General features: G+C 74.0%; 7 protein-coding genes. 2 read left to right on the forward strand and 5 right to left on the reverse strand.

Annotation, left to right across the window (positions count from 1 at the left end; all coding sequences use genetic code 11):
• Window positions 1-140 precede the first annotated feature (140 nt).
• Complete coding sequence (locus tag ABZX30_RS01295) at window positions 141-953, forward strand: hypothetical protein (protein WP_355927259.1); 813 nt, start codon at window positions 141-143, stop codon at window positions 951-953.
• Window positions 954-961: 8 nt separating this feature from the next.
• Here ABZX30_RS01295 and ABZX30_RS01300 read toward each other — a convergent pair whose 3' ends face one another.
• The 5 genes from ABZX30_RS01300 to ABZX30_RS01320 form a co-directional block, all read right to left on the reverse strand.
• Complete coding sequence (locus ABZX30_RS01300) at window positions 962-2,566, reverse strand: protein kinase (RefSeq protein ID WP_355927261.1); 1,605 nt, start codon at window positions 2,564-2,566, stop codon at window positions 962-964.
• Window positions 2,567-2,642: 76 nt separating this feature from the next.
• A complete protein-coding gene (locus ABZX30_RS01305; RefSeq protein ID WP_355927382.1) occupies window positions 2,643-4,442 on the reverse strand; it encodes a serine/threonine-protein kinase in 1,800 nt (599 codons plus the stop codon).
• A 147-nt stretch (window positions 4,443-4,589) separates the two neighbouring features.
• The gene (locus ABZX30_RS01310; RefSeq protein WP_355927264.1) at window positions 4,590-7,157 is read right to left on the reverse strand and encodes a protein kinase; all 2,568 of its coding nucleotides are present in this window, start codon (window positions 7,155-7,157) and stop codon (window positions 4,590-4,592) included.
• Between the two features lie 163 nt (window positions 7,158-7,320).
• Window positions 7,321-9,480: a serine/threonine-protein kinase gene (locus ABZX30_RS01315; protein ID WP_355927266.1), complete on the reverse strand. Its 2,160-nt coding sequence runs from the start codon at window positions 9,478-9,480 to the stop codon at window positions 7,321-7,323.
• 270 nt (window positions 9,481-9,750) lie between these two features.
• Window positions 9,751-11,457, reverse strand: coding sequence for a glycerol-3-phosphate dehydrogenase/oxidase (locus tag ABZX30_RS01320; RefSeq protein WP_355927269.1), 1,707 nt, complete (start codon window positions 11,455-11,457; stop codon window positions 9,751-9,753).
• Window positions 11,458-11,737: 280 nt separating this feature from the next.
• Here ABZX30_RS01320 and ABZX30_RS01325 point away from each other — a divergent pair, with 280 nt between their 5' ends.
• Window positions 11,738-12,946, forward strand: a complete 1,209-nt coding sequence (locus tag ABZX30_RS01325; RefSeq protein WP_355927272.1) for a nucleotide sugar dehydrogenase — start codon at window positions 11,738-11,740, stop codon at window positions 12,944-12,946.
• Window positions 12,947-13,000 lie beyond the last annotated feature (54 nt).

The raw sequence follows: 13,000 nt of genomic DNA on the forward strand, positions 1-13,000 counted from the left end.
GGGCCTGGTCCGCCTTGGCCTGGGCCGGCGGAGGACTGGGGCTGCCACCGCCACCGCCACCGCCGCCGCCCGATTTCCCGCTGCCGGTGCCGCCCTTCTTCGGCTTGTCGTCGCCGTACCCGTCGACGGTGGGCCAGCCCTTGCCGTCATTGCAGCTGTCGCACCACAGGCCGGTCGGGTCGGAGCCCGTCACGTACCGGCTGCCCGTCACGCACACCGCGACGCCCGGGCTGGGGGCGGCGGAGGACGACGGGCGGTTCGCCTACGACCTCGCCGGTTTCGAGGTCGCCGTCGACATCACCACCGCCGCCGACGGCGAGCCGCTCCCCGACGGGCTGTGGGACATCTCCCTCGCCATCGGCGCCCAGGGCCTGTCCAAAGAGGTCCGCATCGGCAGCAAGCGGGCCGAGGACGTCTCCAGGAAGACGAGCGCCCAGGTCGTCGCTACCGGCGAGGAGCTCCGTGCCGTCGCCCTCTACACCACCAAGCCGTACGGCAACTTCACCCTCGACCTCGGAGAGTGCAAGCACGAGGTACTGCCTCACCTCGGTATCGACGGCATCCGCTGGGCCGCCGACGCGCTCACCGAGCTGGAGGTCACCGGGCGGTGCACGCTCGCCTCGTACCCGGAGGGGGCCCTGATGGTCGGACTGACGGACAGTGAGAGCGGCGGCGTCGGCTCTTTTCCCGCCCGTCAGGTCTCCGGCGCCGGCGGTGACTTCGTGGTGCGGGTACCGGTGGCCACGCTGCCGGCCGGTGTCTGGGGCGGCGAGCTTCGGCTCGGGCCGTGGGTGTTACCCCTTCCCGAGCTGCCCCGGGACCTCGCTCCGGCCAAGTGGCGTCGGCAGGGCCTGCCCTGGTACGCCAAACCCGTGCCCGACGGCGGCGGACGGTTCGCGCTGGAGGTGGCGAGGACCAAGCTCGTGAAGGCGATGGCAAGACGGCTCAGGTAGCCGCCGGCTCAGTCGGAGTGCGCGAACGTGTCGACCGCGACGTCGAAGTACTCCTTCGCCTCCGCGACCTTCCCCACCGGCGCCGACACCCACACGTCGTACATCCGGCCGTCCTCCTCCCAGCACAGGTCGTAGGTGTGCCTGGGGCCCTCCGCCGGGCTGAAGCCGTTCCAGGTGAACTCCCAGAGCGCGGCGGGGTTTCCGTCGTGCGTGGTCCGCGTGACCCGGCCGTCGTGGTAACCGGGGTTCGTGCCGGCACCGTTGGCGGCGGAGCGGCGCATCACCGCCAGCGGGCCGCCGGTCTGCGGGTCGGCCGTCTTGATGCCGAGGCGGAAGGTCTGCCACGGCGACATGTAGAAGACGCGCTCGCCCTGCGGGTCCCGGGTGAAGCCGTCCGGCACCGCGAGGGAGAAGCCAGCCGGGTCCCGCACGAGGCGGTAACCGGACGGCGCGGTGCGGGAGTGCGCGGCGGCCGGACCGGTGGCGGCCGGGCTGGTGGCGGCGCTCCGGGGCGCGGTGACCGTGGGGGCGGGCGAGGCGGACGCACTCGTCGTGGTGCCCGGCGCCGAGCTGGTCGGCGTACCGCCGCCGTCCCCGCCGCCGTGCATCAGCAGCGCCGCCGCCGACACGCCCGCCCCGGCCATCGCGGCGACCAGCAGCGCCGCCACCAGCACACCCCGCGTGGAGTGCCCGGCCGGCGGCGGCTGCGGCGGGGGCGCGGGCTGGGGGGTGTGGCGGGGGACGTCCCGTTGGGTCGGCGTGTACGGCACCGGAGGCGTGCGGCCCGTCTCCAGGAACGCCCGCAGCATCCGCTCCGCCTCCGCCGCGTCCAGCCGCCGGTCCGGATCGCGCTCCAGCAGACCCCGTACGACGGGCAGCAGCGGCTCTGCCTGCGCGGGCGGGCGGATCTCGGCGGCGACGACGGCGTGCAGGATGCCGCCGATCGAGTCCCGGCGGAACGGTGACTCCCCGCTGAGCACGGTGCACAGCAGCGCGCCCAGCGACCACAGGTCGGACTCGGGTCCGGTCCGCACCCCGGACATCCGCTCGGGCGCGGTGTACTCGGGCGAGCCCACGAAGGAGCCGGTCTCGGTGAGCGTCGTGGCCCCGGCGACCTGGGCGATCCCGAAGTCGGTGAGGACGACACGGTCCGTGCCGGACTCGACGAGCACGTTCGCGGGCTTGATGTCCCGGTGCAGGACACCGGCCGCGTGCGCGGTGCGCAGCGCGCTCAGCAGGCCGATCCCCACCCGGGCGGCCTCGGCCGCGTCGACCGGGCCGCGCGCCGCGATCCGCTCGGCGAGCGAATCACCGTCGATCAACTCCATCACGATGTAGGGGCGTTCGCCGTCCTCCACGACGTCGTGCACGACGATGATGTGCGGGTGGCGCAACTGGGCGACCGCCCGGGCCTCGCGCAGGGTGCGGTCGCGCTGCTGCCGTGCCTCGTCGTCGGAGAGGGAAGCCTCCAGGGCGAGTTCCTTGACCGCGACCCGGCGGCCCAGCAACTGGTCGGTCGCCCGCCACACCACGCCCATGCCGCCGCGCCCGATCCGCGCCTCCAGGCGGTAACGGCCCGCGATCACACGGCAGTCGTCCCCCTCGGTCCCCATGGGCCCATCATGCCCCACACGGACGCGGCCGCTCCGGGCCGTACGCCCGGGTGGCCGACAACCGACGCCCGAAAGGTCAGGAGGCGGGCGGCTGCCAGCTCTGGAGCACCCACTTGAACTGCTTGCTCGTCCTCACCCAGTCCTTCTCGGGCGTGGACATGTAGATCGCGTACTCGGTGCCCTCCCGCGAGAAGTACGTCTCCTCGACGGCGTGCCGCGGCCCGGCCACGTACGGCGGGTCCTTCGCCAGCGCGTTCCAGGTGTACTCCCACAGCGAACCCTTGCAGTCGCGGTAGGTGTTGGTCTTCAGGGTGGTCCGCCGGTAGTCGACCAGGTGCCGCCGGAGGTAGTCCTCGAGGTCCTTCTGGTGCGAGTGGGCGTCGAGGAAGTCCGGCGAGGTGTCGACGGCGATGCGGACGAAGTGCTTGCCGTTGTCGGGCGAGTAGTCGATCTGCTTGATGCCGCCGTCCAAGGTGTCCGCCGAGCGCCTCCAGCTCCCGGAGGGCAGGGAGATGCTGAAGCCCAGCGGGTCGTGTTCGGTGACCCAGCCGGACGGGATGCCGCCTGCCGGGGCCGGGGAGGAGGCCGAGTCCCCGGGAGCCGGTGAGGCGCCGGAGTCGTTGTCGTCCTGCTGCTGCCCGGAGCCGTACTTCTGCCACGCCACCGCGCCGACCCCGCCGAAGACGGCGGCGAAGGCGACGACGAGGGCGAGCATGCGCAGGCGGCGGCGCCGGGGACGGGCGGTCGCCGGGGGCTGGGGGACGTCCGGGGGGCCGACCGTCGTCGGCGTCGTGCCGGGGCCCTGGCTCGGGCTGTGGCTCTGACCGTAGCCGTGCCCCTGGCCGTACGGGGGCGCCGCGGCCTGCGGCGGGTACGGCGTTCCCGTCCCGCTGGAGTACGGGGATCCTGAACCGCTGGAGTACGGGGATCCCGACCCACCGGAGTACGGGGACTCCGACCCGGCGGAGTACTGGGGCCCCGTCCCGGCCGGGTTCTGCGGCCCCGTCCCCGTGAACGAACCGCCGTTCCGCGTGGGCACGAAGGCCTGCGCCGCGCTCGGTCGTCGCCCCTCCGCGGCTTCGGCGAGCATCCGCTCCGCCTCGTCCGCGGCGGGCCGGTGCGCCGGGTCCTTGCACAGCAGGGCGGTGATGACGGGTCCGAGCGGGCCGGCGTGCTGCGGCTCGGCGGCCTCCTCCTCGACGACCGCCTGCATGGTGGTCAGCGGTGAGGTGCGGCGGAACGGCGAGCGGCCCTCGACCGCCGTGTACAGCGTGGCGCCGAGCGCCCACAGGTCGGAGGACGGGCCCGGGTCGTGGCCACGCACCCGCTCGGGGGCGAGGTAGTCGACCGAGCCGACGACCTCTCCGGTGCGGGTGATGGTGGAGTCGCCCTCGATCTGCGCGATGCCGAAGTCGGTGAGCAGGACCCGGCCGTCGCGGCCGAGCAGGACGTTGCCCGGCTTGACGTCCCGGTGCAGTACTCCGGCGGTGTGCGCGGCACGCAGCGCGCGCAGCACCCACAGGCCGATGCGGGCCGCCTCCCGGGGCTCCACGCGCCCCTGCTCCTTGACCGCGTCGGCCAGGGAGTTGCCCTCGACGAGCTCCATCACGATCCACGGACGGCCGTCGTGTTCGAGGACGTCGTGCACGGTGACGACGGCGGAGTGGTTGATGCGGGCGGCGGCGCGTGCCTCGGCCCTGGTGCGGGCGAGCAGCACCGCCTGGTCGCTGTCGGAGACGTAGAGCGCGGCGGTCAACTCCTTGACGGCGACCGCCCGGTGCAGCACCTCGTCGTGGGCGCGCCACACCCGGCCCATGCCGCCGCTGCCTATGGAGTCGACGAGCCGGTAGCGGCCCGCGACGAGCAGGCCCTGCATCTGATTCACGTTGCCCCGCAATGGTCTTGACAGGGTCAGACTAAGGATCCGCCTGCCGACTGGGAACAAGCGGGGGGCCATGGAGACAGCACTGTGACGGTTCTCGCTTCGTGGAATTCGGGGCAACCATCGGGGGCTGTCTTGGCGTCAGCCGGTGTACCGGTAAGTAGCCGACGCCTGCTCGTACAGCCGCGTCACCTCGTCCCGTTCCGCCTCCGGGCCGCGGACCTGCACGATGTGGTAGCGGCCGTCGATGAGGATCGCGATGTTGCGGACGAACAGGTCGCGTCCCTGACCGTCGGTCCAGGTGAACTGCCCCTCGGCCATGGACCGTCCGCCGACCTCTATGGTCTTCAGGCCGGTGGCCGTGGCCCAGCTGGAGTCGCGGTAGGGCTGGAGCTCGCTCTCCTTGTCCCGCTGGTAGGCCATCGGGTCGCTGCCGTACTTCGAGGCGCTGTCCCGCCCCGGTACGACGATGAGCTCGAAGTTCCCGTGGGAGTAGACGACCTCTCCGCGCCCGTTCTTGGGCGTGCGGTCCCAGCCCTTGGCGACGGCGATCCGGAAGCCCTCGGAGTCCTTGCTCAGGGTGAACCCGTCGGCGACGTCCGGGTCCGTGGTGGTCTGGGTCTCGGTGGAGGGGGCCGACCGGGAGGAGCTCGGTTCCGTGCTCGGCGTGGTCCCGCCCGAGGACGCCGAGCCGGTGGGCGTGGGCGCCTGGCTCGCCTGGCCCGCGGCTCCCGTGCGGTCGCCGCTCGCCGCCGCGCCGCTGTCCCCGGCCTTCGGCATGAACAGCATGGCGTAGGCGACCGCGCCGGCCAGCAGGAGCAGTACCAGCAACAGCAGCGTGCGGCCGAGACTGCGCGGCGAACGCGCCTCCTGCCTGGCCCGCTTGTGCCGGCCGTGCGCGCTGGTCGCGGGCAGACCGGCGCGCCGTCTGCGCACCAGCTCGCCGCGCCGGCGCACGATCGGCAGCCGGCTCCGATCGGGGGGCGGCACCGCTATCACGTGCGTGCCGGCCTCCGGCTCGGGCGCGGAGCGCACCAGTGAGCGCAGCCAACCGCCCAGCTCCTCGAAGTCGAGCCGCTCGGTGGGGTCCTGCCGCAGCAGCGACTCCACCACCGGTCTGAGCGGTCCGCACTCCTCCGCGAAGGCGGGCGGCTCCGCGCACACCAGCTGCACCAGCTCGGCCGTCGACTCCTCCGGGTACGGCGCGTGTCCCTGTACGGCCCGGAAGAGCAGCGCGCCGAGCGCCCACAGGTCGGTGGCCGGGCCGATGGGGGCCGCCAGCTGCCAGTTCTCGTGCACCGGCCCGGCCTGCTCCGGCGCCCAGCGCTCGGTCACCGGCCCCACCACGGTCATCCGCACCTGCCGGGCCCGCTCGGCGGCGAGGGGGGTGGCGGGGGTGCGGCGGGCCGGGGCGCCCCAGTGCGGCTCGCCGGGCGCGGGGCGGGGCCCGCCGGGCGCGGGGCGGGGCTCGCCGGGCGCGGGCGGGGGCCCGGTGGTGGCACCGCCCGGGGGCAGTTCCGTGGGCCGCCGGCCGCCGGGCACGGCGGGGGGCGTGGCTTCGGGGGCGCTGCGCGGGGCGGCGCCGTGCCAGGACGTGGGCCGCACACCATAGGGGTCGGCGATCTGGCCGGGGGGCCCGGGTGGCGTCGCGCCGGTCCGCGGGTCGGTGCCCTGGCCGGGGACGGCGTACGGCGGTGGGGCCGAGCCGTTCGGCCGGCCCGCGGCACCGGTGTCGCCCTCGGCGGACGGGTGGGCGCCGGGCAGCGCGGCCCGTCCGTTCTGCTGGGCCTCCTGCACGCGTGCCGCGGCGCGCGCGCCCGCGCGGTACGCGGCGATCGCCCCGGCCCGGGCGGCCCTGACGTCCTCGCCGCTCTCCAGCGCCCGCCGGGCCGGCGCACCGGGGGCCGGGACCACGTCCGTCGCCTGCGCGCCGGGGGCGAGTCCGCCGGCCGCCCGCGCCTGGATGGCGGCCCGCCGGGCGGCCTCGGGGTCCACCTCTCCGGCCGCCGCCCCACCGGGGGCTCGGGAGGCGTCCGGACCGGCGGGGTCTTCGGTGCCGGCTCCGGCCGGCTGCTCGGGGAAGCCGTCCCCGGCGGGCACCGGGTCGTACCCGGACAGGGCCTCCTCCGCCGCGCCGACCGCGAGGCCGGTCAGCATGACGCGCCCGTCGTCGCATATCAGGACGGTGCGGGCGGTGATGTTGCGGTGCACCCAGCCGTGGGCGTGCAACACCCGCAGCGCCATCAGCACGTCGGAGGCGACCTCCGCGGCCCGGTACGGCGTCAGCGGCCGCTCCGCCAGCAGCGCGGCGAGCGGACGCGCCGCCACCAGCTCGCTCACTATCCACAGCGAGCCGCCCTCGGCGAACACGTCGAAGACCTGGTCGAGCCGCGGGTGGTCGGGGATGCGGGCCGCGGCCTGCGCGGCCTCGACGGCACGCCGCACCGCCGGGTCGGCGGGGCGCCGGGTGGCGGCCCGGCCGGCCGGGGGCCGTCGCGCACCGCTGTGGCGTGCCGTGAATCCGTCGGGCAGCCCGTCCGCGTCGAGCACCTCGGCCTCGACCACCTCGGGCAACGGCACCTGACGGACCAGGACTTCCTGGCCGCTGTAGGTGTCGAAGGCCCGGGTCTCGGTGAGTTCGTACTCGTCGGAGGGCGGCAGCGGCAGGCGGTAGCGGTCGGCGATCACCCGGCCCGCATAGTCGTCCACAATGCCTCCCCCGGCCACCCGGTTGGTCACATCCGTTCGTGCGCGGCCCGTTCTGTATGCATACCTGGACGCGTACGGTCCGCAACCACTCACGATACGTGCCGGAGGCAACCCGCATCGGGGGATGCCGGATTCTCACGCCCCGAACCGGCTCCGGATCAGCTCACTTCTTCGGCTGGAAGGACTCCGTCAGCGTCTTCCAGGTGTCCTTGCGCAGCTGGCTGCCCCAGTCGGCCGCCTTCGCGGTGTACATGAGCGCGTACCCCTGATGGCCGTTGACGACGAAACCGCGGTCGATCGTCCGGTACTTGGTCCCGCCCTCGGCGTAGGTGAACTCCCAGTCGGCGGTGTTCCACCCGCGGTAGTGCACGGCCTCTATACGGATCCGGTGGTACTGCGCGCGCACCATGTAGCGTTCCTGGTTCCGCCAGTCCGCCACCGGGTCGTCCTTGGGCGTGCTCGTCCAGGCGACGAGCAGCTTCTGTCCGTCGGGCCCGGTGTAACGGTCTCCCGCGGCGCTGGTGGACTGGTACTTCCAGCCCTTGGGCAGGCCGATCGAGTACCCCTGGCCGCCCTGGTGCTTCGACACGGCCGGCGCGCTCGAGCCGCCGCCGGAACCCGACGACCCGCTGCCGTTCCCGCTGTCGGCCGTGTTCGCGCTCGTGGCCGTGCCGGTGCCGGTGCCGGTCCCGGTGGACGCGGAATGGTCACCGTCCGTACGCGTGCCGCCGCCGGTGTCCTCCTTCGTGGAGGCGCTCGGGCTCCGGCCGGCACTCGCGCTCTCGCTCGCCACGGCCTTGCCGCCGCCGCTCTTCGCGCCCTTGGAGGAGTCGCCGTCGTCCCCGCCGAGCGTCAGGGCGAGCACCGTGCCGAGCACGGCGAGCGCCACGACGACCGCGATGATCACGAGTGTCCGCTTGGGCACCACGTCGGTGAGCGGCGCCCTGGGCACGGGCCTGGGCGGCAGGTCCAGGTCCGGCGGCGGTACCACGGGCCACCCCGAACTCTTCTTGTCGGCCCCCTCGCCCGACCGCTGTCCCGGCCCGGAGGCGGACCGGGACGAGGACGCAGCCGAGGACAAGGACGAGGACGCAGCCGAGGACGAGGCACCGGCCGCGGTGCCGGACGCCGTACTACCGGACGCGGCGCCCTTCGACGTCCTCACGGGGGACTTCCCGGCAGCCGTCCCACCGGACGCCGCGGCCGCTCCGGTACCGGCACCGCTGCCGCCGCCACCCGTGCCGCTGCCGCTGCCGTTGCCGCTCTTCGTGCGGGACGCGGACGCCGAAGTGGCCGCCCCCGGCGCGACGGCCTTGCGGACGGAACGCAGTGCCCCGCGCAGCTTCTCCCCGGGCTCCTTGCCCGGACCGCCGTCGCCCGCAGCGCCGTTGTCGCCGGCCCCGCCGGGCGGCACCGGCAGCGGGACGACCCGGGTGGCGTCCAGGACCTCCGGTCCGGGCGCGTTGATCACCGCGTCGAGCAGCGCCCGCGCTCCCGCGTCGGTGAGCCGCTTGGCCGGATCCTTGTTGAGCAGCCCGTAGATGACGTCCTTGAGCGGGCCGGCGTTCTTGGGCTCCTCCAGCGGCTCGGTCATCACCGCGGTGAGCGTGGCGATGGCCGAACCCTTGTCGTACGGCGGTGCGCCCTCGACCGCCGCGTACAGCAGGCCGCCGAGCGACCACAGGTCCGCCGCGGGGCCCGGCTTGTGGCCGCGGGCCCGCTCCGGGGAGATGTACGAGGGCGCGCCGACGAGCATGCCGGTGGAGGTGATGGACGGGTCGCCCTCGACCTGCGCGATGCCGAAGTCGGTGAGCACGACCCGGCCGTCCTCGGCGATGAGCACGTTGGACGGCTTCACGTCCCGGTGCAGGATGCCCTCGCGGTGCGCCGAGCGCAGCACGTCGAGGACCGCGAGCCCGACCTCGGCCGCGCGCCTGGGCTCCAGCACGCCGTCCTCGCGGATGACCTCGGCGAGGGACTTGCCCTCGACCAGCTCCATCACGATCCAGGGGCGGTCGTCCTCGTCGACCACGTCGAAGACGGTCACCGCGCTGTTGTTGCGGATCCGCGCGATCGCCTTGGCCTCGCGCAGGGTACGCGTGATCAGACGCCGCTTCTCGTCCTCGTCGATGTTCGACGGGAACCGCAGCTCCTTGACGGCGACCGTCCGCCCGAGGGTCTCGTCCTCGGCGCGCCACACCGTGCCCATGCCGCCGCGGCCGAGTACGTCCCCCAGCCGGTACCGGCCCGCGAGAAGACGCTGCTCGCTGTTGTCCTGACGAGTCTCCTGACGAGATGTCCCCGCCCGCTCCGCCTCCGACATGCGTCCCCTCATGCAACCCGCCCTGACAGAGCCTCCATTGTCCCTCACCCGACAAGTGCTCGACGCCCAGGGGGCCCCGCGCCCCGCCGGGGCCCGTGGGACATGCGGGCCCGGTGAGGTGCGGGTTCGGCGTTTCGGGGCGGACGGGCGGCGAGGAGGCGGGAGGCGAAATGCCTCCGGCGGGGACACTCCGGCCATACCGGCGCGTCGGCGTCGTACCCCTGACCCGGCATCAGGCCGTACGAAGCGGACGCGCCGGTCCCCGTCCGGCTACAACGGCACGATGTCCGGCGCCCCCAGCCGCGCCGCGTCCGCCGTCAGGTCGTCCGGCTGGCGCTGCGACTCCCGTTCGGCCTCGACCCGCTTCTCGTAGTGCTGGACCTCGCGATCGATCTGGTCCTTGTCCCAGCCGAGTACCGGCGCCATCAGCTCGGCTGCCTCGCGGGCGCTGCGGGTGCCCCGGTCGAAGGTCTCGATGGAGATGCGGGTGCGGCGGGTGAGCACGTCGTCCAGGTGCCGGGCGCCCTCGTGGGAAGCGGCGTACACCACCTCTGCGCGCAGATAGTCGTCGGCGGCCTGCAGCGGCTCGCCGAGCGTGGGGTCGGCGGCGATGAGGTCCAGGACCTCCTCGGCGTTCGAGCCGTACCGGTTCAGCAGGTGCTCCACCCGCACCACGTGCAGTCCGGTCCGGGCGGCCGTCCGGGCGCGCGCGTTCCACAGCGCCCGGTAGCCCTCCGCGCCCAGCAGCGGGACGTCCTCGGTGACGCACTCGGCGACCCGCAGGTCGAGCCCGTGCACCGCCTCGTCGACGGCGTCCTTCGCCATCACCCGGTACGTCGTGTACTTGCCGCCCGCGACGACCACCAGCCCCGGCACCGGGTGCGCCACGGTGTGCTCCCGCGACAGCTTGCTGGTCGCGTCGGACTCCCCGGCGAGCAGCGGACGCAGGCCCGCGTACACACCCTGGACGTCGTCGCGGGACAGAGGCACCGAGAGGACCGAGTTGACGCGTTCCAGCAGGTAGTCGATGTCGGCGCTGGAGGCGGCCGGGTGGGCCTTGTCGAGGTCCCAGTCGGTGTCGGTGGTCCCGACGATCCAGTGCCGGCCCCACGGGATGACGAACAGGACCGACTTCTCCGTGCGCAGGATCAGGCCGGTCGTGGAGTGGATGCGGTCCTTGGGGACGACGAGGTGGATGCCCTTGGAGGCGCGGACGTGGAACTGCCCCCGCTCCCCCACCAGCCCCTGGGTGTCGTCGGTCCACACACCGGTGGCGTTGACGACCTGCTTGGCGCGGATCTCGTACTCCCCGCCGCCCTCGACGTCCCGCACCCGGGCGCCCACGACCCGTTCGCCCTCGCGCAGGAACGCGGTCACGCGCGCGCGGTTGGCGGCACGGGCGCCGTACGACACCGCCGTGCGCACGAGGGTGGCCACGAAGCGGGCGTCGTCCATCTGGGCGTCGTAGTACTGCAGGGCGCCGACCAGCGCGTCCTTGCGCAGGGCGGGCGCCACCCGCAGTGCTTGACGGCGGCTCAGGTGGCGGTGCACGGGCAGGCCCCGGCCGTGACCGCGGGCCATCGACATGGCGTCGTAGAGGGCGACGCCCGATCCGGCGTACCAGCGCTCCCAGCCCTTGTGCTGGAGCGGGTACAGGAACGGCACCGGCTTGACCAGGTGCGGGGCGAGGCGCTCCAGCAGCAGCCCGCGTTCCTTCAGTGCCTCGCGGACGAGCGCGAAGTCGAGCATCTCCAGATAGCGCAGGCCGCCGTGTATGAGCTTGCTGGACCTGCTGGAGGTGCCCGACGCCCAGTCGCGGGCCTCGACCAGCCCCGTGGCCAGGCCGCGGGTGACGGCGTCCAGCGCGGTGCCCGCGCCGACCACTCCGCCACCGACGACCAGCACGTCCAGTTCACGCTCGGCCATGGCCGCCAGGGACTCGGCGCGCTGCGCCGGCCCCAGTGTCGCTGTCCTCACCGCTGCCTCCCGCTCTCCGTGCTCGGTTGCGCGGGCCGCACCCGGTGGGCGAAGCCCGGTCCCTCTCCCCCCATGCCCAGAATTCTGACCGGCTTGCCCCACTTCAGCCACCACTCGCCCCCAGCCTGTGGACAACCGGCGCGTGAGCAGCGGAAGACACATGAACGCAATCCCGCATCAAGGTCATATTTACTCCTAGTCTGACATTGCGCTCGTCCCTCCTGTCCACCGGGCTTGCGCACCTGTCCCGCTTCGGCTACTGGGAAGGACGGCTCACGCCATGCCCGCAGACCTCGCCGTCATCGGACTCGGCCCCTACGGTCTCCCCCTGGCGCAGGCCGCCGTCGCCGCCGGCATCTCCACACTCGGATACGCCACCGGCCCCGAACCGGGCTCCCTCAGCCCCGCCGAGCTGCGCCGGATGCTCGCGGGGGGCTTCACTCCGGCCGACGACCCCGCGGCGCTGGGCCGGGTACGCACCGCCGTCATCTGCGCGCCGACCCCGCGCGGGGCGGAGGGCGGGCCCGACCTCGGCCAGGTCGAGGCGGCCGCCCGCACCCTGGCGCAGCGGCTGCGTCCGCACACCACGGTGATCCTGGAGTCGCCCGTGCGCCCCGGCACGACCGAGGAGTTCCTGCGGCCGCTGCTGGAGGAGGGCTCGGGACTGCGCGCGGGCCGCGACTTCCACCTCGCCTACTCCCCCAGCCGCGTCGACCCCGGCAACCGTGACTTCACCCCGGCCGGCACCCCCAAGGTCATCGGCGGTCTCACCCCCGCCTGCACCGAGTCGGCAGCCGCCTTCTACGGACGGCTCACCGACAAGGTGGTACGCGCGCGTGGCCCGCGCGAGGCGGAGACCGTGCAGCTGCTCGAGACCAACTACCGGCACGTGAACATCGCGCTCGTCAACGAGATGGCCGTGCTCTGCCACGACCTCGGCGTCGACCTGTGGGACGTCATCCGCTGCGCGGAGACCAAGCCGTTCGGCTTCCAGGCCTTCCGGCCGGGCCCCGGCGTCGGCGGTCACGGCCTCGCGCAGGACCTGACCGGCCACGCCGGCCGCAACCTGCGCATGGTGGAACTGGCCCAGGAGGTGAACAGCCGGATGCCCCGCTACGTCGTCCAGCGCGCCGCCGCCCTGCTCAACGAGCACGGCAAGTCGGCCCGCGGCGCGCGCGTGCTGCTGCTGGGCGTCACCTACAAGGCGGACCTCGGCGACCAGCAGGAGACGCCCGCGCGCGAGATCGCCGTCCGGCTGATGGAACTGGGCGCCGCCGTCAGCTACCACGACCCGTACGTGGGCTCCTGGAGCGTCCTGGACCGCCCCGTCCCGCGCGCGGACTCCCTCTACGAGGCCGCCGCCGACGCCGACCTCACGGTCCTGCTCCAGCAGCACCGCACGTACGACCTCCAGGGCCTGTCGGTGAAGGCCCAGCTGCTGCTGGACACACGGGGGGCCACGCCCGCGGGGACCGCGCACCGGCTCTGAGCGGGGCCGCGGGGACCCCGGGGGCGCATGACGCCGTCGTTCCGGGCCGACAAC

This window comes from Streptomyces sp. NPDC004542, assembly GCF_040610035.1.
Classification (GTDB): Bacteria; Actinomycetota; Actinomycetes; order Streptomycetales; family Streptomycetaceae; genus Streptomyces.